The sequence below is a fragment of the Microvirga lotononidis genome (genome assembly GCF_034627025.1).
GTDB classification, from domain to species: Bacteria; Pseudomonadota; Alphaproteobacteria; order Rhizobiales; family Beijerinckiaceae; genus Microvirga; species Microvirga lotononidis.
In genome coordinates this window covers 424,496-450,582 of the sequence record NZ_CP141050.1, presented here as the reverse complement: position 1 = coordinate 450,582, position 26,087 = coordinate 424,496, and the positions used below count along the sequence as shown (strand labels likewise).

The window sequence follows — 26,087 nt, the reverse complement described above, 5'->3', positions numbered from 1 at the left end:
CGATGGGAGCCTGGTGGCTCATTCCTTCGGTGCTGTGGTGATTTCCCAATAATCAGGGCTCGAGGTGACCAGCTCTTTCAGATTGGCGGGATGCAACCCGCCCGCGACCTGCTTCCGCCCAAGAACCGCGGCCCTGGCAAAGGCCGCCATGCGTTCACCTGCAAGCTTCATGTTTTCGGGGGCTTGGGTGTTCAACTGATGCGGTCCGCGGAATACGAAGAGGTCCTTCGGCTCGCTGGCCCGGTTGAATGCGTCCAGGGATCCCTCCAGACCCTCAACGTAATCCCAGATTCCTTTGACAATCAGGACGCCGGGCCATTTGCCGATGTTCGCCAGAACGTTGCCGTCTGGGTAGTAGGTGGTGTTGTAATCGCTGCGCAGGGCCGCCTCGATCAGGTCGTGCCCGGCCATGCGATAGCCCAGCCCGGCCGAGTTCGGCCCGTAGAGGATGGCCCCCTTGATGTTGCTCCAGGCCCGGGCTGGCTTGCAGCCGCCGTCCGGCACGTCGTAGTTACAGTCCTCCACGAAGTTCTTGTGCATGGTCCAGGCGGCGGTGTACGAGCCGCGGGAATAGCCCCCGACAACGACCGGGATCTGCGTCGCCTTCTGCCCTGCCAGGAGACGGCCCCTGGCCTGTGCTCCGGACAGCACCTCGCCTGCAGGCGTCAGCAGTCGTAACCCGTCGCCGGTCTCGAGTGCGGTGAGTTCCCGGAAGATGTCGTTCGCCTGCTCACCGGTGTTGTAGCCGCTTACTCCGCCTGAGACACCATTGCCCCGCCGATCCGTGACCAGCACGTCGAAGCCGGCCTGATTGAGGGCATAGATGAACCCTCGCCAGTGGCGATGGCCAGGTTCCTCCGTCTGGCCATCCGGGAATTTGCCGGCGAGCCATTTCTTGGTGGTGGGATCGAACACAGCCCCTTCCGATTTGGGATTGTCGATCGTGGTGATTTCTCCGCCGCCGCCATTGTTCATGACTACGAGTGCGCGGACCTTCTGTCCGGCATCGTTGTCGCTCCCCTGCCCTTCCAGGTACCAGCCTCGCAGCCTGATCGGATCGTCTTTCTTGAGGTGCAAGCGTTCGTAGCTGTCCCGTGGCACGGTGAACTCCACCGTGTAAGTCCGGGCCTCTGCCTCGGCAATCGGCTCCTGATATTGGGTCTTGCCGAAGTAGGCCGGCCGGCGGATATCCCTCAGGTCGATCTCGCCTTCTGGATCGACCTTGCCGACGGGGTCAACCGTGCCGGTATCCCGCTTCTCGTATGCAACGAACCCTTTTGCTCCGGCGATCACAGGATCCGCGCAAGCAGACGTTTTCTTGCACTCGGCCCACCGCGCCCGGATTTTCGCATCCGTGAACTCTTCGGTGTAGAAGTCTTTGCCCTTGTAATCCGACGGGATGAGCTGGTTGGTGGGCATGAACGGCAAGCACTGCTGGCGCCCATTCCTGTCCAGGACATAGCCCGGCATGTCGGCGTTCCGGTCGTAGTTGACGTGGAACGTGCATTCAGGCTCCGGCGTGCCGGCGTTCACGATCTGCTTCGTCTGCTGAGCCAGGCCAGGGCTGCCGAGCAGCAGTGAAAGCATTGCCGATGAGGCAAGCAGGTATCTCGTCATTGTTTCCTCCTTGGGGGCATTGGTTTTGGGAGCAGGCCTGATCCAATGTACGGCTGCGCCCGAGATCAGAGGCGGGTCCGCCTGCGGGAGAAGCCTCCGGGGCCCGCTAAGCCGCAGCCCGGAGGCTTGCCGATGTTGCGGTTACTGACGCTGGCAGAGGGTGCGGGCCATATCGTTGGCCTCTGGGGTAGCGCCTTCGGCGGGTAGGATGCTGGCGGCAGCGGCCTGGGCGATCAGGCGATCGGCATCCCGTTGGAGCAGATAGCGCTTCTCCACATCGCGTTTTGCTGCCGCCCGAACAACACACACGTAGCCTTCCTGAGTGCCGTAGCGTTCCTCGAGAGAAGGTCTCGGGTCGCCCGAGGCGAGGCGCTCGGCCTTGGTCTGAGCAAACGGGATGTAGCCGCCCGTGAGTCCGCCGCCGCAAGGTTGCCCCTTGAAGAACCCTGTCGCCGTTGCATTCCAGCCCGTATACGTCCCAAGCGGCGCCTGGTGCAGGAGGGAGCCAATTCCGACCACCTCGTTGCCATCAGCATTGACCTTGGGCATCAGGGCCCGGATCGTCTGCTTGATCCCAGGTGGTTGGCGCGAGATCACGCCGGAGAAGTCGTTGTAGTCCAGATCGGGACCGAAATCGTAATCCATCAGGCCAATTGCCATCCCGTCCGGCGCGAGGCCGCCGGGAATCGTCGGGAAGCCCATGGCTTCCTTGGTATTGGCCACGAGATTGCCGTCACTCAGCCTCGGATAAACGCTCCCAGGCGGCTCGGTCCCATCCATGACCCACTCCGCCAAGGCGAGTTGGAGTGCGTTCATGGTCTCAGTCTCCGGGTTCGGGTTCTTCGCCAGGACACAACCCGAGGCAGGCTGCGGCTTCGGATCGAACCCAGCCTCAACGTCACCGCCATGAGTGGTCCCCGGGAAGTAGTAGCGCCGAACGTTGGCCGGCAGCGGCAGGTCGGCCTTGCTGTCAGTGCCCGTGAGCGCGACGGTCATCAGGCGAGCATTGAACTCGGCCGCACCAAAGGTCTCGAAGATCTTCGGACAGGTGCCTGTCGCTGTGCAGCGGTCGAGCAGGCTTGCCTCGGTGCGGCCGCGGCCCTTGTCCTGGTAACGGGTCCACCAGAGAACCCCCTCGCCGCCCGGCTCATAGAGCGTGCCGGAGCCGCTTGGAACGCCGAATCTCACGTTGACGGCAGTCAGGCGTCCGGCAATGTGCGGGTTGGCGCCGTCGAACACCATCCGTCCTGCCTCGTCCTGGTTGAACCCGAGCAGGATGAAGGTCTTCAGGGCATTGCCGCTCTGAGAGATGCCTTGCGTGACGGCCTTCTTGATCCGCCCGGCAACCGGGTTGGCGTTGCCCTCGGTATCCTTATCCTCGTAGCGGAAGAAGGAGGCTACATCGCGCATGGCCGCAAGACCGACCCCGAGCACCTTGGGATCCTTGACGTCATAGGCCAACTCATAGAGGAGCTTGGGATCAAATCCGTCCTTCAGGCATAGCATCCGCGGGTTGGGCGTTCCCGGGAACGGCGTCTTGGAGCAATCGGCAAAGGCCCACTCGGTTGAGGCAATCTCCTTGGTGGGCCCGATCTCACCCGATCGCTTTTCCGAGGTCTTCGCAATCAGGTGAGCCTTGGAGGTGTCAAGCGATGCCGCATCGTAGGGAATGGCATTGGCAAGCACCGACAGAGGCCGGGTATTCGCGTCCGGCTTCGAGTCCGCCAGCCGAGACAGAACGACCCCGGTGATGGATGATCCGTCGGGATTACGTGCAACGGGCACCTGGACCGTCACGTTCTTGTCGGTTTGGACGAGATCGCCCTGCCAGCCGCTGATCAGATGGACATGCCCGTGGGCAGGCGGGCGGATTGCTCCCTCGCCCAGGGTCACGGGCGTCCCGCGATTGACGAGGTCGTACCAGAGCAGTCCGCTGGCCTTCGTCATGTCGACAGGCTTCGTCAGCTCGAAGACGGAGACGTATTCGACTTTTCCGTTAGCATTGCGGGTCGCGAACTTGAGATCCGTGATGATCTCGTTCGCCGGATCATAGGGATCCAGCTCCCCAAAGGCACGGCCCCTGAGCTTCTCGTAGGAAACAGACGGGTTCGCATCGTTGAGGGGTTCGACCTTGTCGACGACAATGCGAGACACCTTCGCAGTGGCGCCCCCGACCCAAACACTCATTGTCCCGGCAGCTGCCAGTGCAAGCGTCAATACCCTCCGGGATACGCTTGAGACTGTCCCTCTTCCTCGTGTCTCACTCATGGGAGTTCCTCCGTTACATGATTATAGGTAGGTCTTGTCGAGACGCGGGTCCGGTGCTCTGACCACGTCCAGTTAATTCGTCGTTGCTAGCGCATCCTGGGAGAGATGCTGACGCATGATCTGCTGCACGATCGAAACATCCTCCTCGCACGCCCCTCAATTATCACCTCGCCCCTCTTTCGACGGGACCAGTGTGTTGTCGAGAATCGAGCTATCTCGATGCTCCATGTTAAGCGAGGTGGCGGACAACTGCTTTTCGAGCAGGGTAGGTATAGAGGTGGTGTATCTTGTCGTCCGAGGGATCTACGCTAGTTTTGCGTCCTGCATATTCCGACAAACCTGCGTGACACACGTGTTTCGAGATCAATATTCAGCCAATTGATCCGTATCTCGTACCTCAGGGTGTTCTCCGAAGAGCACGCACTTCAACAACGAGACTTCCAGGACTAGTTGACCAATCGTTCATACCGAAATCGTCTATGTTCGAGCCAACGGTATGTGAGCTATCCGAGGGCGGCTCACCACCTGTTGCGAGAGGTCGGCCCACTTCCTAAACGGATTAATCCATGGAGTTCCCGCTTCCGCAGCAATGTCCGAAGATCCCTACGTACTTATCGGCGTTAGCCAGATGTAGACCTTCAAAGCTCCAAGGAGAGCCGCCTGTAGTGAGCAGCCTTAAGTTGCTGCACATTGAAAAAGGCCAGAGGAAGGTCCTCTTGTCGACGCATTCCGGAATTTCGGTCTACTCCCGGGATGTGCCAGAGGGAGACCTTCCGAGCCGCGGTTTGGAAGGTTGAAAGTCTCGGCGAGTTGAGTTTGCCTTTTGCGGACGTGAATCAAAGACGCTTGCCGGACTGCTCGTCGAAGAGGTGCACGAGCTTCGGATCAGGAGTGACGCGGATCTGCTGGCCGGGCTGGGCATCGATGCGCTCGCGGAACACGCCGACCACGTCGGCGCCGCCGAACTTGGCGAAGACCTGCGTCTCCGAACCGGTCGGCTCGACCACCGCCACCTCGGCCGGCAGGCCGTTGGTGTCGTCGAGAATGAAGTGCTCGGGCCGGATGCCGTAGATGATCGGCTGCCCGTCCGAGGCCGCCGGGGCATTGGCCACCGGCAGGCTGGTGCCGCTCGCGGTGACGAAGCGCCCGCCCTGCAGGTGGCCTTTGAGGAAGTTCATCGCCGGCGAGCCGATGAAGCCGGCCACGAACAGGTTGGCCGGGCGGTCGTAGAGCTCGAGCGGCGCCCCGACCTGCTCGACCACGCCGTCGTGCATCACCACGATCTTGTCGGCCATGGTCATGGCCTCGATCTGGTCGTGGGTGACGTAGATGGTGGTGGTCTTCAGGCGCTGGTGCAGGGCCTTGATCTCGGTGCGCATGGCCACGCGCAGCTTGGCGTCGAGGTTGGACAGGGGCTCGTCGAACAGGAACACCTGCGGGTCGCGCACGATGGCCCGGCCCATCGCGACGCGCTGGCGCTGGCCGCCCGAGAGCTGGCGCGGGTAGCGGTCGAGCAGCTTGTTGAGCCCCAGGATCTCGGCGGCGCGGTCGACGCGGGCCTTGATCTCGGCTTTCGGCGCCTTCTTGAGCTTGAGCGAGAAGGCCATGTTGTCGGCCACCGTCATATGCGGGTAGAGGGCGTAGTTCTGGAACACCATGGCGATGTCGCGCTCTTTCGGCGGCATGTCGTTGACCACCTTCGGGCCGATGCGCAGCTCGCCGCCCGAGACGCTCTCCAGCCCGGCGATCATGCGCAGCAGGGTCGACTTGCCGCAGCCCGACGGGCCCACCAGGATCACGAACTCCCCGTCCTGGATGTCGATCGACACCCCGTGAATGACCGGGACCGTGCCGAAATTCTTGCGGATGTTGCGGATCTCAACCGGTGCCATGGTGTGTTCCTCCGTAATTCATTTCTGATCTCGCAGAGATGCGACTCGCTGAGCGGTCAGGCGCAGTGTTTCAGCTTTTGGTGTTCGTTGGAGATCGCCAGCGCCCTCATCGATATCGGCTGTATGGCCTACGCGGTCGGCAGCTTCTCTAGAGACTTGCGATTTGTGCGAAGCGGAGGCGTCACAAGGCCGCACGGTGCGCGTCAGCATAAGCCGATCAAGGCATACCGGTTTCATGCATGATTGCGCCCGCTGTACCAGTAGAGTACAGCGTAGCGGGCGCAATCAGACGTGCGGAGCCGGTCGACGGCAGCTGCCGAGTGACGTCATTCACTCCATTGAGCGGCTCATACGAAGTTGGCCAATTCCTGTTCGCCGCGCGTGAAGCGGTTCAGCTTCGCGTAGAAATCCTCAAGGATGTATCTTACATCAATGCTGTGGTAGACCTTGATCGGGCGATTGGCTCCTGTATGCACGTAATTCATCAGGCTGTTGAACTCGGGCGCAGGCAGCCATTCCGAGATGCCGCCGTTCGGATTGAGAATGACCGAAAGGGCCGGCGTGTCGCCGAGCGATCTGTGCTCAATCGGGCCGGCGTGCATTCGCAGGTTCCAGTCGATCAGTTGCTCGACAAGATACTTGCCGATGGCGCCCCTGTCATAGACGCGCTCCATGAGTTCCGCGTAGCTGACGGCCATCATGCGGTAGACTGACATAGGAATCTGCCAGAGCTGAACCTTCGACTTCATGACCACGTTGGCGGCATGGATATCGTTCGAGAGGTTGTATTCGCGACCTCCAACGGGCCATTGCCCACCCCCGATCCAGACAACGCAGATATTCCTCTCGTTCAGACGAGGCTCCATCAGCAGGGCCGCAGCCATGTCGGTCAGAGGCCCCAGGAATGCCACGTAGAGTGGCCGCGGATCATCTTTCATTCCCTCCTCAATAATCAGACGCGCGCCCGCCGATGCCATGGGAGTCTTCTCATCGGGCATTGAACCCTCGGCTCCGGGCTCTACACGCACGCGATCTTTGAGGTTCATCAGATCCAGGATCTTCATAACCTCATCGTGGCTGTCCCTCAGACTTGTCTTCGATTTGATCGATCCGAAGTGAGCCGGAATGATCCCATGGAAGTCGAAGGTCGGCGTCAGAAGCGCATGAACGATCGTATACTGGTCGTCAGCCTCATTCTTGGCATCAGTGTTGAGGATGAGGCGAGCTCTCTTTTCGATGGGTAGCACTCTTTTCTCCTATGTCAGTGCGGTTTCGGATTATTTGATCGCTCCGGCCATGCCGTGGACGAAGTATCGCTGGAAGAACAGGTAGAGCAGGATCAATGGCGCAATGGTAATGATCTGCCCAGCCGCGAGGAGTTCATAGGCCGTCGAGAACTCGGTGCTAAACTGCACGACGCCCAATGGCAGAGTTCGATTGGCCTGGGTCCGGATAAAGATCTGGGCGAGGATAAACTCGTTCCAGGTCGATATGCCGTCAAGGATGAGAAGCGATACGATGGCGGGCTTTGAGACAGGCATGACGATGCGCCAATAGACATCCCACCAGGAGCAGCCATCAATGAACGCCGCTTCGATCATCTCATCCGGAATGGACCGGAAGTAGCCGCGCAAGATCAGAATGCCCAACGGCAGTCCAAAACCGAGATAAAGGAAGAACAGTCCCGGCAATGAGTCGATCAACCCAAGGTGCTGATACAACGTGGTCAATGGAACGAGAGTCATCTGCATCGGCACGACCAGTCCGAGAACGAAGACCGTGAAAATGACTTGGGCGCCCCGCAAGCGCATCTTAGTGAGCGCGAATGCCGCGAGCGAGCATATGAAGACTCCTGTAGGCACCTTGATCAGGGTGAGGACAAGCGAGTTCATGAAATATGTTTTGATCCCGATGTCCCATGCCTTGGCAAAATTGGAGAGTTCAAGGGTTTGCGGCAGGGAGAAGGTACCGTTCTGCGCAAAATCGTTGGCACTCTTCAAGGCTGTGAAGAACAGGATAAACAACGGTGACGACCAGATGAGCGCGGCGACCGAGATCGCGATATAGAACCCATATGATCCCACCGCGAACCGTGGCGTCCGCACGGCGACGTCCGGGAAGGAGGCGACGGAGGCTGTCATCAGTTTCTCACCATGTGTCGCGTGTAAGGAATAGCGAAGAATAATGTCAGACCGAAGAGAATGACTGCTATCGCCGTGCCGAGGCCGACCTCGTTATGGTTGTAGGTGAGAAAATACATCCATGTTCCGAGGACCTGGGTCCGATTGGCGGGACCGCCGTAAGTCATCACGTAGATGATGTCATAGACCTTCAGGGAATTGATTGCCGTGATCGCAACGACAACCATTGTTGTCTCCCGCAGCATCGGAAAGGTGACAAACCAGAAACCCTGCAGGCGGGTCGCACCGTCGATGCGCGAGGCCTCCATGACCTCCTTGGGGATGGTCTGCAAGCCCGCGAGGAACAGCAGCATCGGGAGACCTGCATTATGCCAGGTTGCGGCGACGAAGACCGAATAGAGTGCGATGGAAGGATCGGACAGCCAATTATTCTCCAATCCAGTTAGCCCAATGGCCGCAAGGGACTGATTGATGAGACCGAGTGTCGGATGATACATCCAGCTCCAGATCAGGCCGACGATGCTCATCGACAGGATCGCCGGAAAGTAGAAGACGCTCCGGAAAAATGAACTTCCCCGGAACGCCATGTTGAGGAGCAGGGCAAGGCCTAACCCGATCCCTGTTGGGATGACGAGTGAGAGCAGACTCCAGAACACATTGTTCTTCAATGCGATCCAGAAGACCCGGTTTGCCGTGAACAACTCGACGTAGTTCTCAACACCCACCCAGACCTTGTTCGGCGAGACCCCGTCCCATTGGAACAGGCTCAACCAGGCCGAATAGGTCATGGGATATATAAGAACGACGGCGAATATGACGGCTGCCGGAGCAAGAAACAGCCAAGCCACAAGAGACTGCGGGAGAGTTCGTCTCATGGTCAGGCTGCCGGCTTTTAGATCGACCGGGATGGATGTCATGGCGCTGCACCTCGTAGGAGAACCAGGGGCGTCATTTATTGCGCTTTTTAAAGCGTGTGATGGCTTCCTGAACCTGCTCGGCCGCCTCCTCCGGTTTCATCGCCCCAAGGATGACCGAGTCCTGTGCCTCGAAGTACGATGCCACCACGTCTTGGGGTAGCCCCTGATCCGTCAGCTTGTAGAAGCCGACCTCACCTTGCGTCCATTCGGCCCACTTCCGCTGGATCGGGAGGTTTTCAGGGGGCAGAATGCCTTTTGTCGCGCTGGGATATCCAACCGCCTCCGCCGTCACTGGAGCGATGTCCGGACGCGCCGCGAAGCTCACAAAGAGCAGTGCGGCCTGCCTCGTTTCGTCTGGCGTCTTGGCGTTGACCTGGAACTGGGACGGGGATCCTGGCGCACGCAGCGGCTTGTGATCCGTCGGGAGCGGGAACGTGCCGTAATCAGCCGGCGACATGTTCTCCCGAATGATGCGGCTGGTTTCGAGCGAAGGGGTATCAAAGACGATCGCCGCCTGATCGTTGTAGAGCAGAGGAAGATTGGTGCTCGGATCGATGTTGAGGAAGCCTTTTGGGAAGTACCCCTTGTCGGACCATTCCTTCAACTTCGCAAATGACTTGACCACCGGGTCGGATGTCCATGGCGTCTCCGTGTTGAGCAATGCGTCGTGTCCGGCCGGACCGGCGTAGTGCTCGAGGAAGAAGTCGAAGAACCGCATGGTCATCCAGCTGAACTTGCCCCCGATCGAGAACGGCGTTACGCCGTTTGCCTTCAGGGTTTCGGCGGCCTTTTCGAGTTCGGCGAAGGTGGTCGGCTCCTTGATGTTGTACTTGGCGAACAGTGCCTTCTTGTAGATAAAGCCGAACGGTCCGATCTTGTTGGGAATGCCGTAGAGATCGGCACCGTCCCGCGTGATGTCGAGCGAAGCGGGTGTCACATTCTGAGTGATGCCATACTCCTTCTGCATTTCCGGCGTGATCTTCAGCGCGTAGCCGGCACGGTTGTAAGGTGACGCAAGCGAGCCACCCCAGTTCCACCAGAGATCCGGGAGCTTGCCTGAGGATGCGCCTACCCGCAGCGCCTGCTTCATCTCGTCCGTGCTGAACTTCGTGAACTTGATCTTAATGTTCGGGTACTGAGCTTGAAAGCGGTCAATGACGAGTTGCCAGTTGTGCGATGCGAGGCCGAACAATTCAAGGGTAACGGGACGGGTGGGGGCGGGCTGGCTTAGAGCCGGCGCAGCTCCAAACACAAAGGCTGCGGCAATGATCGATCGACGTGACAGTGCATTCATGGCGTAATTTCCTCCTATTCCAGTTTCGGCAATCTTTTTGTTTTTGGTCTTGGAGCATCGCGCCGGGTGACACGATCCTCGTCCGTGTTGGCAGGTACAGGTCAGGCTGCTTCGCAAATCTCCTTGACGGATCGCATGACGGCCTTCGGGTCGAAGACACGCTCCAGCCAGCCGTCGCGGAAAATTTGAGGTTTGGCCTGCTCGATGGCATGCAGGGCGCCATCCGAGAAACGGCCTTCAGGGAAAACTTCGAAGGCGATGGAAAGCCCGATGTTGATGTGCCCCAGCACGAACTCGACGGCGGCCTGACGCGGGACGCCACGCCGGATCGCCTCCTCGGTCGCCTCGCGAAGAGCGATGCACATGGTAATGGCAACCGTCTCGGAGAGCGCGGGTTCAAGGATGGCGATCTGCTCGACCGTGCAGCGATGTGCTGCGATGACCGGCTTGTAGATCGTACGGGCGATCTCCTCGCAGAGGGCGTAATGCTCCTCGGGGCCCTGCATCAGGGCGCAAACGATATGCTGCTTGGCCTTTAAGCCACCAAAGAAATCCTTCTTGGCCTCGGGGTCGGTTTCGTCGTTGAAGACCGAGGGATGGCAGGGGTGGGTGACAAAATATGTTACATCCGGCCGGTCAGGCATTTCGCCCGCATGCGGGGCAGCAGCGTCAAGCACGATGAAGGCCGTGCCGGGACGGACCTTGTCGATGATACTGTGTGCGATCTTGCCGATCAGCCGGTCCGGAACGGCCATGAGAACGATGTCCGCTCCGGCAAGCGCCTTATCCTGATCAACGCAGTCGACGCCGATGGCGGACGCCAGACGTTGGCGCCCGCCATCGGAAATCTCGACGTGGTCAACCTCAAAACGTGATCCAAGCAGATTGGTGGCCAAGCGGACTCCCATCTTTCCGCCAGCGCCGAGCAATGCGATCTTCGTCATGTTTCTCTCCTCATTCAGTGTTGGGGACGGGTTCCGCCCTGTCTCACGGCGCAAAAAAAGTCGGGTGCTCCGATCTGCCCACCCTTAAGCGCGATTTCGAGTTGGGCATGGGCTGGATCGTCCGAGTACGCGCGGCAGAGTGGCGAACCGGGAGCAATCGGTGCTGTGGCGGTGAGCGCGTAGATGCCGAGCTCGCGGGCAGCATGGCCCGACGTATCGCCGCCTGCGATGACGGCCCGCCCGAGGCGGGCTTCCCGCAACACCCGATCCAAGATCCGTCCAAGGCCAGCCCCGACCTGGTCATTGATCTCACCCGCAGGCAACCCACTCGTGTCGACCGCGGACCGCATGCAGGAGACGGCCGGGTCGTCCGGGCCGGCGGCCGTGAATACCAGGGCGTCCCGGCCCTGGCCGATGGTGGTGAGCGCGTGAGCCGCAGTGCGTTCCAGCTCCCGCTCCCATTCCGTCGGATCAACGGCCCGAGCCGCATCGAGCCGGATTCCGGCAAAACCATTGTTTTCAGCAAACGCGATCTGCCCAGCGGTAACTGGCGAGCACGAGCCGGAGACACAGACAATGCGTTCGATTGGAGCAGCGCGAAACTCTTGGCGTGGCTTGTCGAGCAGGCCCGCGGCCTGCCAATGAGCAACCAGAGCATTCTCCAAGCCTTGTGAACCCACCGCGAAGATCCGATCCCCGCGGTTGTCCCAAACGAGTCGACCAGCTGCAGCAAGCGTCCCGCCGTCGGCGACATCGATCGCCACGATCTCGGCCCCCCGGGCGCGTTCCTCCTTCAGTCTTGTGACGGATTCGCCGCGCTTCAGGGCAAGATAGTCGACCAAACCGATGTTTTTATCGGTCTGCTGCTGGAGGTGCCGGCGGACATCCGCTTCGCCCATGGGAGTGACCGGGTGGCAGGACATGGTTGGGTGCCGGTCGAGCCGGTAACCAACGCCGCCAGCGACGGCGAACAGGTTCCCGAAGACCTGATAGCGGCCAATCGCCGGGTCTGCGACGATGAGCGGGTGCCATTCGCCTCCAAGCATAGGAGCTGCGAGATCAATCGCTCGCCCGATCGAGCCGACGTGCGGCGCCGAGTCGAAGGTCGAGCAGACTTTGTAGTGTGCAACGGGAGCATTAAGCGCTGCCATGGTCCCAAAAATTCTGGGTAGATGCGCCGTCATCCAATCCGGCGACTGAGATCGAGCAATGCCCGCGATCCCTATACCCCGGTATCCTGCAAACCCGGCAAGCTGCTCGGGCGTTGGCGTATCAAGGAAAAGCACCGTGGGGAGGCCGGCGAAGGTCAGCGCCTCCATAACCGAGGTCGAGCCGGTGAAATCATCGCCATAGAAGCTGACGAGAAGACCGTCAGGCAGGACGGTTGAGGCAGCCATGTCGCTCATGCTGCGTGGGCCTCGAGAGCCTTGGCAAGGGCGGGGTGCTCACGGGCGTAGTCGCCGAGCGGGATACCGGCCAAGGTCGCCTCCCAGGCTTCGCGCAAGCCCGACACTCCGGCGGCAGGTCCATCGGGGTGAGCCATGATGCCCCCTCCCGCCGTGACGATCAGGTCCGCTGATTCAAGCCCTGCGTATGTGCCCGGCGCCTGCTTGGCGGACTGGCCGGAGGAGAAGACCGGCATTGTGATGCAAGGCTTGTCCGCAAACATCGGGGTGAGGCAGGCTCGGGCCGAGGTGATGACACTCTCGTCCGGCTCCGAGAACTTGCTCTGCAGGCCATTCACATGCATGTGGTCAGCGCCTGCAAGCCGCCAGATCTTCTGCCACGCGACGTAGGACCAACCCAACACAGGTGACCGAGAGAGATAGCCCCAGCCGTTGCGATGAGCATGGATCGGCAACTGCGAGAAGCGGCCGAGTTCGACCATACCGACGATGCCCACGGAGTTCAGGCTGGCCATGATGCAGGTGCCGCCCAGTTCGACGACGAGATCGTGGCGATGCCGCATCTGATCGAGTTCACCGGTGAGATTGAAGGCATACATCACCTTCTTGCCCGTACGGTCCGCGTGATCGTTGATAACCCGCATCACGGCACGGGCCCGCTCATCGAAGGGACAATGCGGCCCGTCGGATTGCAGCTCATCATCCTTGATGAAGTCGATGCCGGCTTCGCACAGTGTCTTGGTCAGCGCAGCGGTTTCCTCGGGTCCAAAACCAACGCTTGGCTTGATGATAGTCCCGATCAGCGGGAGATCCGCGACGCCCGCGAGGCGGCGCGTCCCTGCAATGCCGAACTTCGGGCCTGGGTATGCCTGCGCGAAGGCGGTGGGCAGGCGCATGTCGAGAAGGCGCAGGCCTGAGAACTGACGCAGCTCGAACAAGTTACCTGCAACAGTGGCGACCAGATTGGGCAGCGACGGGCCTATGTTTTCAAGTGGCCAGGAGAGCGTGACGCGCGCTTGCCGCCGTATCGGCTCGGCCAGACCCTTGGGGTTTGCCGAGCCCGGAAGCGAAGGCTGTGGTATTTCATTGTCCTGAATGTCCAGCGCTTCAATGCGGGCTGCCGATCGTGCCTTCAGTTCCGGCGTTTCACCGGGGACTGGGACGAACGTTCCGCTCGACTGCTCCCCTGCCATCGCCTCGGCTGCGGCACGGGGGTCGAAGGTTGTCTCTATAAGATAATCGGCCTCGATGCGGATCGGATCGCTCACGGCTTGCCCTCTCCCGTGCTTTTCTGTGCGGAACTTGGCCAGCATGCCGTAGACGGCCATACAGTCGCACTTATCGTCACAGCCGCGGCCATTCGGATGTGTTGCAGCGTCGACATCCAGACAGCTTTCAAAGCCGGGTGTCGGGACCAGGGAGCCAAGGCGTGGCGGGCTCGTGCATGGCGCTCCTCCTGTTTGACGTTCGGCGCAATCGCTCAAGCCTGAATGGGACGAGTGCGAGCAAGCGGTTCTGTATCAGGGCCTGCGCTCTTGACGGCGCATTCCTCTCTTCGCCTGCTGATATGCCGACAAAAGAGCTGCTTTGGTCGTCGTGCCGAATAGCAATGCATACTCATTATACCAGCAGACCAGCACGTGCAAGGCGTTTCTGCATGAGGAGTGATTTTGCGATCTATTTTGCTGTGGTTCGCACGAGCTCACTTATCATCGTCCGGGCTCTTCGGGGCTGCGCGATACGCCAGGGATGGAGCTTGTTATCAATGAGAAGATCCAACAGGCGCGGCTATTGCCAAGTCGATGCATATTCGTTCAGGAGCCGCTCTCGAGCGGCTGCGGGAATCGGGAAGAACAAGCGTCAAGTTCCTGCGTTTGTACAGGGCAAGGCCGCAACGATCGTGGCTTGAGCTATAATCATTATACCAATATGATAGAACCTCTGAGAATGGTTCGGCCCCTGGAGCCGTTTCGTCCTTTGAGCGGGTCCACTCATGCAGGCAACAGAGATCAGGTCAAAGAAGCAGGGATGTTGTGACGGCACCAACTGACGCAATTGTTCGCCGGAAGCTCTCGGATGAGGTGTTCGACCGGTTGAGGCTGATGATAACATCTGGAGAACTCAACCCAGGCGACATGATGCCGTCGGAGCGCGAGCTCATGGAGCGCTTCCGTGTGGGCCGTCCAGCCATTCGCGAAGCGATGCAGGCCCTCAACAACATGGGGCTGATCACCATCACTCACGGTGAACGCGCGAGGGTTCGCCAGCTGACCGCGCGCTCGCTCTTCGAGCAGGTCGACGCGACCGCCCAAATCCTACTCTCTACCTCTCCAACCTCTCTGGATCATTTGAAGAACGCGAGGCGATTTTTCGAGCGGGGCATGGTGCGGGAAGCTGCCCTCAAAGCTAGCAAGGACGATGTAGCCCATCTACGGCAGACATTGGAGCGTCAACGGCATAACCTGGGCAACGCTGCTCCATTCATCGATGACGATATGAGATTTCATGCGCAGATTGCCGCGATTTCAGGAAACCCCATCTTCGAGGCCGTCAGCGAGGCCATGCTCAGCTGGTTAAAGGAATACCATACCGAGCTGCTGATTTGGTCCGGCAAGGAAAAGTTCACGTTGTCCGAACATGAGGAGATCATTGATCGGATAGAGGCTGGAGATCCTAACGGAGCAGAGGCGGCAATGACCAAACATCTCGATCGGTCCGCCTCTCTGTACGAGCATCATCCCAACTCCAGTGAGAAGGATAAGGCCAAGGCTAAGCCAAACCGAAAGCCGAGCACCAGGAAGCCCGGTCGCGCCAAGGTCAACTCCAAGGGCGGCTAGCGCGTCGTGAGATCCGGAAATTGTACCGACCTCCTGGAACGATGCTCTAAGCTTCGCTCCATATCTTCAGGATGCCTGAAGGCGGGCGATGGCAAACGGCTCCATCTCAATGGCGCCGTTCCGTACGTTCATTGTGGTGCCTAGTGAGCCAAGAGACCCGGACTCAACCGAGTGCTGGTCAAGGGTGGTCATCTTCCAGAGTGAATTCTCAGAGACTATTCGGACGCGCTGCTTCCGGTCCGTCACATTGGCGGCCCAAATCGTTGGACGTCCTTGTTCATCGATGACGCCGATTGCGAGGATGTCAGACGGGCGGCTCGATCGGCATCCGGCCAGTTCTTTTCCAGCGAGTGAGGACAAGCCGGAAGCGGCATGGAAGACAGGCCTGACCTGGCCAGTGCGTGGCCCATCTCGCAGGAGCCCAAACGGCCCTGTCAGGGCCCCGATTGTGAGCACCTCGAGCTTCGCTTCGATAATACGGACCGCATATCCGATCGTCCACGCCGCCGCAAACAGACCATCCTGACGGGGATCCCATGAGGCCATGGCGATCCGTTCATTATTCGGATTATCCATCGTGCGGGAGCCGTACGGATTCTGGCGCATCCCAATCGTCGATGGCCCAATCCAATACGGCATATCTCCGATGAAGGCACGTGCCGACCGCGTAATGAATGGGAGCGCTTCGAGCGACTGCATTACGCTCAGGTCATCGGCCGCATGCACGATCGGGCAGGTACAATGAGTCACGAAGCCAAGGCTCTCGACCGGCACACGCTTGCGATTGAGCTCCGTGAAATAGCTGAACATGCCACCGCCGAGCCGAATATCCGGAAAGGCTTTCTGCGCCGACGCATAGACCTCCTCAAGCGGTGGACACTCGGGCCACGTGCTGCCGGGTGGCGTTGATTGCCGGTCCATCGAAGGGGACACCGCAATGGCGGAGAGCGACAATCCCGCGCCCCGCACCAGTTCCGCAACCCGCTCAAGCTCACCCTCATGAGGCTCATGGCACGGGACCACGCACTCAAGCACCATCTCCGCGGGATAGGCAGCCGCGACTTTCGCGAACCCCATCATTGCGTCACGCCCGTGCCCCGCAGTTGGATCGAAATGACAAAGGAGGACCTGAGGACCTGCCTGCTGGAGGCGCTCAATATGAGCGAGGGTTGCATCAATTTCCTCCGGAGCGATCACAAGCCCGATTTTGGGCGCCACCCCGCTGGCCGGCTCAAGGAAAATCTCAACAGCTTCCTGCCTGGGTGGACTGCTTGCCGCCGGCCGTTGTTGCCGCAGATCCTCAATGCTGAGCGTAATTGTTTGCCGATCTGGAACAGCCCGCGGCATAACGTAGGGCCAAGGCAGTGCTAGAGGCCGCACATACGTCTTGTAGGAGGCATCGGACCAGTTGCGCTGATCCTCCATCTCCCACACCCCACCCTCCATCCGGCAACCCGCGATCAGTCCAGGGTCGACCTGATGGGAGATCGCCCGCATATCCTTGAATGGCTGCCACGGTTCGATCAGGTCCGGGAGAACTGACTGCTCCCTCTCACCGTCCGTGTGTTCGACCGTGACAGGTGTTCCTGCCAGATCCACAATGGGATGGAGAATGCAAAAGCCACACCGGTTTGTAAGGAAATCCGTTTCGGGCTCGGCCACGACATCGAAGGTGACCCCTGCCTCCGTGCCATGGATGGCGGCACGGTAGGTCAGGTTCTGATCCGCCGACCCTCGGCAGGCCGCACGATAGGTGACGGTGAACTCGTTGTCGCTTTCGCGAACGACCAGCTCGTCGATGACGGGCGAGTACGTTCCCCAGTCTTTGTCGCGAACCACATACGAGATGGCCCGCAGCACCTCGAGGCCATCGTAGGAGATCGTTCTCAGATTGCCCTCGACCAACTCTGCCGCCAGGCGCCCAGCCGTCAGCAGGCGCACAGCAACCGAGCTCTGCTCAGTGCCAAAATATGTACGAAGTAGATTTCGGTCCATGACGAGTCTAGCCGTTGGTCAAATCGATGGTTTGGCCGGTCCCAGCGCTCCGATAGGCAGCCTCCACCAGTGCGAACGTCTTGAGATTGTCATGTCCGGAGGTCGTCGGTTCCTGCCGTTGCCGCAGGCACTCGATCCAGTGGTTCTGGATCGCGAGCACGCTCTCCTGGATATTGTGCCATGGTCGGGTTGCCCAGGGCAGAAGAGCCGGAGCAACATCTGTGGTCTCCACGCCCTGTGGGCTAGTTACAACCATCTGATAGCCTTGGCCGAGCCTGATGGAGCCGTCACTCCCGTCGACTTCGACGAGGGTTTCAGGAAACGGCTCCGTTGCAAGACGGGTGGCATAGCTGCAGTCCACGACGGAGGTGGCGCCGCTCGCATGGTCCAGCAGCATGGTCGCAACATCTTCGCCCCGGATCGCTGGATTGACTCGCTGTGTTCTTGCCGTGATCCGTGATGCGTCACCGAGTAGAAAACGCGCGACATCAAGAATATGGATCCCCAAGTCTTCAATGATGAACCGTTCACCCTCGGCGAGGTAGGGTTGACCGGAGAAGACGTCGTAAGCGGACCGGAACGAGACCCGCGCAAAGAACGGTTTCCCGATGCGCCCTGATCTGATCACGTCCGCGACCGCCTGGATCGGGGTCTGCCACCGGAAGTTCTCGTGGACCATCAGCGGGATGCCCGCTGCTTCACAGGCACGAACCATGGCCTCAGCATCCTCCATGGAGGGGGCGAACGGCTTCTGGCAAATGGTCGGAACCCGGTGCTGTGCCGCCATCTCGACCAGCAGCCGGTGGGTTCCCGCCGTCGTCGCGATGTCGACGAAGTCAAGCTTCTCGCGCACGAAGAGATCGGCCGCATCCGTGTAGCGGGACTGAATTCCGAATTTGTCGCCATAGTCGGCCAAGCGGGCGGGGTCACGGTCGCAGAGTGCGACGATCCTGGCCCCGGGAATATCTTGCCAGGCATGAAGATGGTTGGCGGCAAAAAAGCCACAGCCTATGAGAGCGCCACGTAGTTCCATAATTACACCGTTCGGGCCAGTTGAAGGGAGGCGACCCGCTGCTGGAGTCGATACTGAGCCTGGTCAACGACCACCGCCGCCACGATCACCAGACCTTTGATCACGGTCTGCCAGAAGGAGCTGACGCCCATCATGACAAGGCCGTCCGACAGAACACCGATCACGAACGCACCTATGATCGTGCCTCCGACGCTGCCACGACCGCCCGACATGGACGTGCCACCAAGGACGGCGGCGGCGATCGCATTGAGTTCGAACGTCTCGCCGGTCGCCGGATGAGACGCCATGAGTTCCGACGAGATGATGAGCCCGACGGTCGCAGCGCAAAAGCCGGAGAACATATAGACGAGCATTTTGACACGCCGGACCCGGATACCCGACAGGGCTGCCGCCCGCTCGTTCCCGCCCACGGCGAAGATGTGCCGGCCCAGCGGCGTCTTCCGGGCGACATAGCTCGCTATTGCGGCAATCGCGATCAAAATCCAAATCGAAAGCGGCAGGCCCAGCAGCGTGCCGGATCCGAGGATCCCATAGCCTGTGGTGCCGAGTTCCGGCTTGCCGACGAGATTCGGAAACGTACGCCCATCGGAAGACAAAAGGGCAATGCCACGAGCCATGTAGAGTGTGCCCAAGGTCGCTATGAATGGGGCTACGTTCAACCGTGTGATCAGCAAACCATTGATGGCGCCGATCATGACGCCCACAGCCAAAGTAATAAGGATGACCTCGACGACGTTGAAGTAGATGGTCCAGCCGATCTGCAGGTCTATGCCGTACAGGAGCAAGCCGCCGGCGACCATGCCGCACAGGCCCACGATTGAACCGATGGACAGGTCAATGCCCCCCGTTACGATGACAAAGGTCATGCCAATTGCCAGGATCGCATTCAGCGCGACATGCTTCGACATCAGCACCAGGTTGGCAGTGCTCAGAAAGTTTGGCGCGGCGATCGAGAAAAAGATCAGCACGGCGAACAGCGCGATGAAGGTACGAAGCTTCATCAAGCCCAAGGCAACTGCACTGCCGTTCCAGGCAGTTCGCGAGTTGCCGATGGTTTGTGTAATGGCCATGCGGATCACCCTTGGGTTGGCTGCAATGACGGATGGGGCCTGTGGCCGACGGCGGACGCCTCGACAATCTGATCCTGAGTGACCGTCGCCCGGTCGAAGACATCGATGAGACGGCCATTGCTCATGACGGCGATCCGGTCGGACAGGGCCATGACCTCCTCGAGGTCGGAGGTCACGAAGAGAATGCCGAGCCCCTCTGCCGCGAGCCGTCTCATCGTTTTGAAGACATCGGCTTTGGCCCCGACATCGATCCCTCGGCTGGGCTCGTCCATGAGCAGGACTTTAGGACCGGTCATAAGGGCTTTGCCGATGACGACTTTCTGCTGGTTCCCGCCACTGAGGGCGGAAACCTCGATGGCAGGATCGGACACCTTGATCGTTAAGTCGCCGACAGCCTTGCGGACCGCTCCCGTCTCGGCCTTGCTTTGGATCTGAAAGCCGCGCAGGAACTTGTGAAGGCTCGCCATGGTAAGATTGCTGGCGACAGACTGAGTAGAAACGAGACCTTCCCGCTGCCGGTCCTCCGGAATCAAAGAAATGCCATGCCGGATCCGGCTGGTCACATCTTTGGCCTCAAGCTTGATCCCCTCGACAAAGATGCTTCCAGATGCCCGCTCATGATCGCCGATGACGCACTCAAGGAACTCGCTTCGCCCGGCCCCCAGCAAACCATAGATCCCGACAATCTCCCCTGCCCTGACCGAGAGTGACACGTGATCGACGAGGTACCCTCCTGTGTCTCGCGGAAGACACACCTCTTCGGCCCGAAACACTTCAGGGCCGAGAACGTGACCATCAGGCTTGGCAAAGGGCTTGGCGTCGGACCCGATCATCTGTCGGACGATCCACGGAACGTCAATGTCGAGGATCCGGCTGCGGGCTGTGACCTGGCCGTCGCGCAGGACGGTCACGAAGTCGCCGATGCGGATCAACTCCTCCAGCCGATGAGAAATATAGACGATAGCAACCCCGCGCGCCTTCAAGTCCGCAATGACCCGAAACAGGATCTCCACCTCGGCTGCACTCAGGGCCGAGGTTGGCTCGTCCATGATGAGGATGCGGGCGTCCAGCATGACGGCCTTGGCGATCTCGACAAGCTGCTGTTGACCAACGCGCAGCGTCTCGACCAGCGTCCCCGGTTCAATGCCGGCCTGCAGCCGGGCGAGGACCTCTGCCGCCCGCCTCTCCTGCTCTCGATGGTCGATTCCGAGCACCCCATAGGTGATCTCCCGGGCGGCGAATATATTTTCCGCGACAGACAGATTGCCGAACAGATTGAGTTCCTGGAAGACGATCCCAATGCCCTGCCGCAGTGCGTCGGCAGAGTTCTTGAGCTCTACCGGGGCTCCATCGATGAGAATTCGCCCGGTCGTCGGTTGCTCGACCCCGGCGATGATCTTCATCAAGGTAGATTTACCGGCTCCGTTCTCTCCCACCAGGACGTTCACGGCACCGCGTCTGACCTCAAAATCCGCGTGCCGCAATGCGACAGTGCCGGAGTAGATCTTGGAGATCCCCTCAGCTTTCAGGACCACCTTCTGCTCAACCAGCGAGGTCACGACTTCGGCCCCAGTGTGAGTTCGGCCGGGGTGATGAGCGGTGGCTGGTCGAGCTTTTCCAGCGGAAAGACGCCGAGTACAGACACCTTGCGGCCCACCAACTGATCTCGTGGCAGGCCCGAGAGCAGAACGCGGTCCACCCGCGTATTGAGCGCCTTCCCGAACTGCGCATACTCGATCTGGTTCGTGAACGATGTGAAGGACACGAAGTCGAGCGCATCACGCAGGGCGGTCCCCCGGATCGCCGGGCCGATCTGGATGGTGGCGTCGGCTTTGCCGTCACCGTCGATGTCCACGCCTGCCGTCGCTGCACGAGACGTCGTATCCGCAGTGACGACCTGCCCGTCCAATTTCGTCACGACAGTCCAGGGCGATCCGTCCTGCTTCTCACGGTAGCCGTACTTGCGCCCGGCCTCGTCCGGGTTCTGGCGTGCCGCAGCCAGGATCTCAGGCAGCGCCCCGGCTTTCCGCCTCAGGTAGGGCATCGCTTTGGAATCCCATATCTCGTCCGCCATCCTGTCAGGCGAGAACTCGGCATTTTGAGCTGGACTGCCTTCCCGCGAATTCGGCTGGTTTTTTGCGGCAGTGGCGACGAGCTTGCATGCGCTGAGGCTCATGCAAGCGGCCAGAAGTGTCGCGATCTGAAGACTCCGGGTGAGCATCAGTCCTGCGTCCTATCGAGGAGCCTGAGGGTTGGCCACCCCTGGACGATCAGAGGTGGCCGAACGCAATCAGTTTGTCAGAGCGAAGGTCTCGAGCTTGCCTGCGTTTTCCGGCGTGACCAGGACGCAATCCATGAGTTGCTTTTCCTGTGCGGGCGCAGTCTTGGTCTTGATGTACTTATCGGCCTGCTCGACGGCGATCTCGGCCTGGCGATAAGCCGGCTGAAGCACTGTTGCCTTGATCCCGCCGCTCTTGATCGAGTCGCGCACATCGTTGCTGCCATCGAACCCAACGACAATGACATCCTTTCGGCCCGCCGCCGCCAAGGCAGCCCATGCGCCCATGGCCATGGTATCGTTTCCTGAGATCACGCCCTTGATGCCGGGGTTGGCTTGCAGGATCGACTCCATCTTGGCATAGGCTTCAGGCTGGCTCCAATTGGCTGACTGGCGGGCGACCATCTTCATCTCGGGATAGTCATCGATGATATCATGGTAGCCCTTGGAGCGAATACCGGCATTGGTGTCTGATTCCTTGCCGACCAGCTCGACGAAATTGCCCTTTTCCCCCATCAGACGGACGAATTCCTGGGCACCCAGCTGGGCGCCTTGGTAATTGTTGGAAACGATCTGCGCGACAGCGACGCCGGTGGCGTTGATCTCACGGTCAATCAGGAACGACGGGACGTTGGCGGTTTTGGCTTTTTGCACGGCCGCGACCGTGGCGTCCGCACCGGCGTTATCGAGAATGATGGCCTTCGCTCCTCGAGCGATCGCGGTGTCGATCAGCTGCGACTGCTTGTTCGCGTCGTCGTTATGGACGAGCACGATCGTCTCATAACCAAGAGCGTCCGCCTTCGCCTTCGCACCGTCAGCTTCCGCCTTGAAGAACGGGTTGTCGTGGGACGGGGTAATAATCGCGATCAGGTCAGCGGCGTTCGCGCCACTCGCCCCCAGGCTTAAGCTCGCGGCGATAGCCGCGCCCAGCATCAATTTCGGAATTCGCATGCGTTTCCTCCTTCTGGTTTCAGGCCGCCCTCTTTTAAGCGGGGCGTTCGTACGATCTTGCGGTCGGTTACTTTGTTATATTTGAAGGTGGCTAGCTCTTTGCGGACTTTGCCGAATGCAGCCTAGGGATGAACAAAGCCTCCTTCCCTCCGAAACGGCCATTCTGTTTCGCCTTGAGCGCTCTAACACCGAGTATTCTTTGAATATTGGAGCACTTCCCAGATGGACAGTAAGCTCGCTGGTATGATGAGTCAATCAGCATATGAGAGGAAGGGATCTGTTTAGGATCTGTCGCAACAATTTGTTTCAGAGTTTCAGATATTGCTCCTTGAGTTCAGCAATGGAGGGTTGCGTGTTCAAGGGCAGGCATTTTGATCGATCCGTGATCCTGCTCTGCATCCGGTGGTATTTGGCTTATAACCTCAGCCTCCGGAACTTAGAGGAGATGATGGTGGAGCGCGGCATCTCCGTCGACCACGCGACCATCCACAGATGGGTCATTCGCTACTCACCCGAACTGCTGAAGCGCTTCAATTCATGCAAGCGATCCGTCACTGGCAAGTGGCACATCGATGAGACTTACATCAAGGTTCGCGGGCAGTGGCGGTATCTCTACCGCGCAATCGACAGCAACGGTGACATGGTCGAGTTCTGGTTCAGCGAACGGCGCAATCTGGCGGCCGCCAAGCGGTTCCTGCGCAAGGCTCCCAAGCGGCACGGCCGGCCCGAGAGGATCGTCATCGACGGCAGCCAAACCAATCGGGAAGCCATCCTGTCGTGTGATGCCGAGGGCCGGCTGCAGGACCATTCAAGACACAGACTCAAGCCGATCCGGATCCGGCGAAGTGCCTACCTGAACAATCGCATCGAACAGGATCATCGAGCCATCAAGCGGCGAGTGCGGCCAATGCTCGGGTTCAAGGCGATGAATAGCGCTCGTGTGATCCTGGGCGGCATTGAGATGATCCACATGATGCGCAAGCAGCAGGCGATCTACGCCCGGAATCCGCAGCCCTCACTCGCCGAGCAGTTTGAGAGGCTTGCTATCTGAAGCCAAGGCAATGCCCCAACGATTCTCTCGCATCCGTTCCAGATTTGCGACACAGCCGCCTGGCGAAGGATGGATCAAAGCGCAGCACCCCACGATGTGGTGTTCTAGTGAGCGCACAGTGGCCGCAATCTCTGCCCTACTTGGCAACGCTCGAAGTGACGGACGTAATCACCTCGGATGCCTTCTGGAACGCAGCGTCCCGATCCACGATGCCATGCCGGCGGGCAATGTACTGGAAATCATTATAGACCGTCCACACTGTGCCGTTCTCATCCTCCGAGACCAGCAGCCGCACCGGCCAGTCAATGCCCGCGTTCGGGTTCGAGGTGATGAACTGCGAGCCGAGTCCCGGATTGCCGAACACCAGAAGGGTCGATGGTCTCAGGTTGATTCCTGCATCGGAAGCAAGCTTTGACTGATCGACCGCGAAGAAGAACATGATGCCTTTTGCGGCAACATCCTGCTTGATCCGATTGATGGTTTCATCGAATGGATAGGCGCTTTTCACACGCACGATGCCGTTCTCGAATATCTGCCGGCCCGGATCCTCCGCCCTGGTCTGAACGGGCGAAAGGGCGAGCCCCAACGGGATCAGGGTAGCGGCACACAAACTTGCAATATGGGTAGCCATCGGGCGCTCCTCCGGGTTGCTGCTCACGCACCTCGCGTAAGCCATGGCAGCATCATGACGAAGGCGACTTGCCTGTTGAAATACCGAGTAGCTCCCAAATCGATACCCATGGGCTATCGTCTCGCGATGGCGGAGCCAGCCTCCAGGATGCCGGAGGAGTGAAGCCCCGCATGCAGTCGATCATCCTGCCATCATAGCCGCCCGCTATCGGCTCCATCGCTCAACGGTATTTCACCAAGCCCTCCATTTCCGGGATCATGTCCCAACCAGCGGCAGCGCAGGCAGGGACGAAGCTCATGTTCCGGGAGATCGGATCAATCCTCCCGGCTGCTGAAACCGAACGGAGGCAATCGTGGGATCTTCAGCGTCCGCTATGCACTCCGACATAGTTTGCCTCACCAAGGTGCTAGCAACCCGGTTCCCGGTGACCCGGGCGCTTGTGGAGGATGATGTCTTCCGGGGCATGGTGCAGGCCTTCATCGCGTTGTCGCCACCCCGCTCTCCCGTGACCCTGACCTATGGCGACGACTTCGGCGATTTCATCGACACTTTCCCGCTCGTCCTGCCAGTGCCGTATCTCGGCGACATGGCACGTCTCGAGGCAGCCCGAACCCGTGCTCATTACGCGGCGGATGCGAGCCCTCTGACCGTCCGGGAACTTGCTGCTTTCGCCCCTCACAGCTGGGAGCAGTGTCTGGCCGTTCTCCATCCATCCGTTCAGGTCGTGAGATCCACCTACCCCATTGTGACGATCTGGGAGACATACGTCGCTAAGCCCCAGGGTAAGTTTGATAATTCAAGGCCGGAGGACGCCCTGATCGCCCGTCCGGATCTCGTGGTCGAGATCCATCGGCTGCCGCCCGGAGGCGCCGTTTTCATCCAGCACCTGATGAACAACTCAGTGTTCAGGGATGCGGCAGATAAGGCTGCTGTAGCGGACCCACGGTTTGACCTTGTTACAAGCCTGAGCGTGCTTCTCAGCCATCACCTGATCATCGGGCTTAATTTATGCGCTAACCAGTAAGCTGAACAAGGAAAACTGTGTCCGTCGTTGGTTGATTTCACGAAGCCAAGCCAAAATTCGGCCGGAGACAATCCCGTGGGGAGCCGCATTCGGGGTACCGGGTCCGAATGCGTCAGTACGGCGTACCTTCAGCACGCTGGCGCCGAAGGGCCTCGGCGTACCACACCAACTCGTCGACAAAGCGGCTGGCGGTCTTGTTGAGCCACGCTGCTCCTGCATAGCCGTCGGCAGTGAGCGCCGTACCGATCTCAGGGATCGGCAGCAGGGATGGGATACTAGGCATCCCAAGCTCGCAGAGCATCGCCCGCAGCTGCATCGCGGCCCTGACGCCGCCGAAGCGCCCGCCCGAGTAGCAGACGATGGCGGAGGGCCGCCAGAAATACTCCTCCAGGAAGTGATCCAGCGTGTTCGACAGGCTAGGCGGGATGCTGTGGTTGTACTCTCCGGACACGACCACGAAGGCATCCGCGCGTCGAAAGAGCTCAGCAAGACGCTCGAGAGTCTTGGGAGCCTCTCCCTTGGGAAATTCCTTGTACATGCGGTCGAGCAGCGGCAACTTCAGTTCAAGTGGGTCTACTAGGGGCGCCGTGTACCCCCGACCCTCCAGATGGCGAATGATGAAGCGCGCGGCCTTTATCCCTTGGCGATCGGAACGGACCGAGCCCAGGATCACGGGTATGAGAAGAGGCATATCGTCCTCCTTACGATTCCGGCGCGGCGCACGCGTCATTACGGGCC

At 59.8% G+C, this 26,087-nt stretch carries 21 protein-coding genes; 3 read left to right on the top strand and 18 right to left on the bottom strand.

Going from position 1 to position 26,087, the window contains the following annotated elements:
• Positions 1-18: 18 nt before the first annotated feature.
• The 10 genes from U0023_RS31765 to U0023_RS31720 all read right to left on the bottom strand — a co-directional run bounded on the left by U0023_RS31765 (position 19) and on the right by U0023_RS31720 (position 13,792).
• Positions 19-1,617, bottom strand: coding sequence for a hypothetical protein (locus U0023_RS31765; RefSeq protein WP_009490225.1), 1,599 nt, complete (start codon positions 1,615-1,617; stop codon positions 19-21).
• Positions 1,618-1,758: 141 nt separating this feature from the next.
• Positions 1,759-3,804 carry an alpha/beta hydrolase domain-containing protein gene (locus U0023_RS31760; RefSeq protein ID WP_052600464.1) on the bottom strand — a complete coding sequence of 682 codons (2,046 nt, stop codon included), beginning with the start codon at positions 3,802-3,804 and terminating at the stop codon, positions 1,759-1,761.
• A gap of 917 nt (positions 3,805-4,721) precedes the next feature.
• Positions 4,722-5,777 (bottom strand): ABC transporter ATP-binding protein, encoded by a 1,056-nt coding sequence (locus tag U0023_RS31755; protein WP_322883907.1) that lies wholly within the window; start codon positions 5,775-5,777, stop codon positions 4,722-4,724.
• A 347-nt stretch (positions 5,778-6,124) separates the two neighbouring features.
• Entirely contained in the window at positions 6,125-7,024 is a 900-nt protein-coding gene (locus U0023_RS31750; RefSeq protein ID WP_009490231.1) for a nucleoside hydrolase, read from the bottom strand.
• A gap of 30 nt (positions 7,025-7,054) precedes the next feature.
• Positions 7,055-7,918 (bottom strand): carbohydrate ABC transporter permease, encoded by an 864-nt coding sequence (locus U0023_RS31745; protein WP_009490233.1) that lies wholly within the window; start codon positions 7,916-7,918, stop codon positions 7,055-7,057.
• The gene (locus tag U0023_RS31740; RefSeq protein ID WP_009490235.1) at positions 7,918-8,835 is read right to left on the bottom strand and encodes a carbohydrate ABC transporter permease; all 918 of its coding nucleotides are present in this window, start codon (positions 8,833-8,835) and stop codon (positions 7,918-7,920) included. The genes U0023_RS31745 and U0023_RS31740 overlap by 1 nt, the downstream gene beginning before the upstream one ends.
• Before the next feature lie 31 nt (positions 8,836-8,866).
• The gene (locus tag U0023_RS31735; RefSeq protein ID WP_154660961.1) at positions 8,867-10,246 is read right to left on the bottom strand and encodes an ABC transporter substrate-binding protein; all 1,380 of its coding nucleotides are present in this window, start codon (positions 10,244-10,246) and stop codon (positions 8,867-8,869) included.
• A complete protein-coding gene (locus U0023_RS31730) occupies positions 10,231-11,073 on the bottom strand; it encodes a phosphogluconate dehydrogenase C-terminal domain-containing protein (protein ID WP_009490239.1) in 843 nt (280 codons plus the stop codon). The genes U0023_RS31735 and U0023_RS31730 overlap by 16 nt, the downstream gene beginning before the upstream one ends.
• A gap of 14 nt (positions 11,074-11,087) precedes the next feature.
• Positions 11,088-12,479 (bottom strand): four-carbon acid sugar kinase family protein, encoded by a 1,392-nt coding sequence (locus U0023_RS31725; RefSeq protein WP_009490241.1) that lies wholly within the window; start codon positions 12,477-12,479, stop codon positions 11,088-11,090.
• The gene (locus tag U0023_RS31720) at positions 12,476-13,792 is read right to left on the bottom strand and encodes a ribulose-bisphosphate carboxylase large subunit family protein (RefSeq protein ID WP_210160991.1); all 1,317 of its coding nucleotides are present in this window, start codon (positions 13,790-13,792) and stop codon (positions 12,476-12,478) included. Before U0023_RS31720 ends, U0023_RS31725 begins: the two co-directional genes overlap by 4 nt.
• Positions 13,793-14,512: 720 nt before the next feature.
• Between U0023_RS31720 and U0023_RS31715 the strand changes: the two genes are divergently transcribed.
• Complete coding sequence (locus U0023_RS31715; protein WP_009490245.1) at positions 14,513-15,316, top strand: transcriptional regulator NanR; 804 nt, start codon at positions 14,513-14,515, stop codon at positions 15,314-15,316.
• Between the two features lie 66 nt (positions 15,317-15,382).
• On the opposite strand, the gene apnL is transcribed toward U0023_RS31715, so the two are convergent.
• The 6 genes from apnL to U0023_RS31685 form a co-directional block, all read right to left on the bottom strand.
• Entirely contained in the window at positions 15,383-17,311 is a 1,929-nt protein-coding gene (gene apnL, locus U0023_RS31710; RefSeq protein WP_009490247.1) for a D-apionate lactonase, read from the bottom strand.
• A 7-nt stretch (positions 17,312-17,318) separates the two neighbouring features.
• On the bottom strand, positions 17,319-18,347 hold the full coding sequence (locus U0023_RS31705) for a Gfo/Idh/MocA family protein (protein ID WP_040638125.1): 1,029 nt from the start codon (positions 18,345-18,347) through the stop codon (positions 17,319-17,321).
• The gene (locus tag U0023_RS31700) at positions 18,347-19,414 is read right to left on the bottom strand and encodes an ABC transporter permease (RefSeq protein ID WP_009490252.1); all 1,068 of its coding nucleotides are present in this window, start codon (positions 19,412-19,414) and stop codon (positions 18,347-18,349) included. The genes U0023_RS31705 and U0023_RS31700 overlap by 1 nt, the downstream gene beginning before the upstream one ends.
• Positions 19,415-19,419: 5 nt before the next feature.
• On the bottom strand, positions 19,420-20,973 hold the full coding sequence (locus U0023_RS31695; protein WP_009490253.1) for a sugar ABC transporter ATP-binding protein: 1,554 nt from the start codon (positions 20,971-20,973) through the stop codon (positions 19,420-19,422).
• The gene (locus U0023_RS31690) at positions 20,970-21,635 is read right to left on the bottom strand and encodes a DUF2291 family protein (RefSeq protein ID WP_009490255.1); all 666 of its coding nucleotides are present in this window, start codon (positions 21,633-21,635) and stop codon (positions 20,970-20,972) included. The genes U0023_RS31695 and U0023_RS31690 overlap by 4 nt, the downstream gene beginning before the upstream one ends.
• A 69-nt stretch (positions 21,636-21,704) precedes the next feature.
• Positions 21,705-22,643, bottom strand: coding sequence for a D-ribose ABC transporter substrate-binding protein (locus U0023_RS31685; protein ID WP_009490257.1), 939 nt, complete (start codon positions 22,641-22,643; stop codon positions 21,705-21,707).
• Positions 22,644-22,995: 352 nt separating this feature from the next.
• Here U0023_RS31685 and U0023_RS31680 point away from each other — a divergent pair, with 352 nt between their 5' ends.
• A complete protein-coding gene (locus U0023_RS31680; protein WP_040638190.1) occupies positions 22,996-23,694 on the top strand; it encodes an IS6 family transposase in 699 nt (232 codons plus the stop codon).
• Positions 23,695-23,830: 136 nt separating this feature from the next.
• Here U0023_RS31680 and U0023_RS31675 read toward each other — a convergent pair whose 3' ends face one another.
• On the bottom strand, positions 23,831-24,325 hold the full coding sequence (locus U0023_RS31675; protein ID WP_009490260.1) for a DUF302 domain-containing protein: 495 nt from the start codon (positions 24,323-24,325) through the stop codon (positions 23,831-23,833).
• Between the two features lie 373 nt (positions 24,326-24,698).
• On the opposite strand from U0023_RS31675, the gene U0023_RS31670 reads away from it, so the two are divergent.
• Entirely contained in the window at positions 24,699-25,349 is a 651-nt protein-coding gene (locus tag U0023_RS31670) for an HvfC/BufC N-terminal domain-containing protein (RefSeq protein WP_052600466.1), read from the top strand.
• 112 nt (positions 25,350-25,461) lie between these two features.
• Here the strand turns inward: U0023_RS31670 and U0023_RS31665 are convergent, their stop codons facing one another.
• Positions 25,462-26,040: an NADPH-dependent FMN reductase gene (locus U0023_RS31665; protein WP_009490264.1), complete on the bottom strand. Its 579-nt coding sequence runs from the start codon at positions 26,038-26,040 to the stop codon at positions 25,462-25,464.
• Positions 26,041-26,087: the final 47 nt, after the last annotated feature.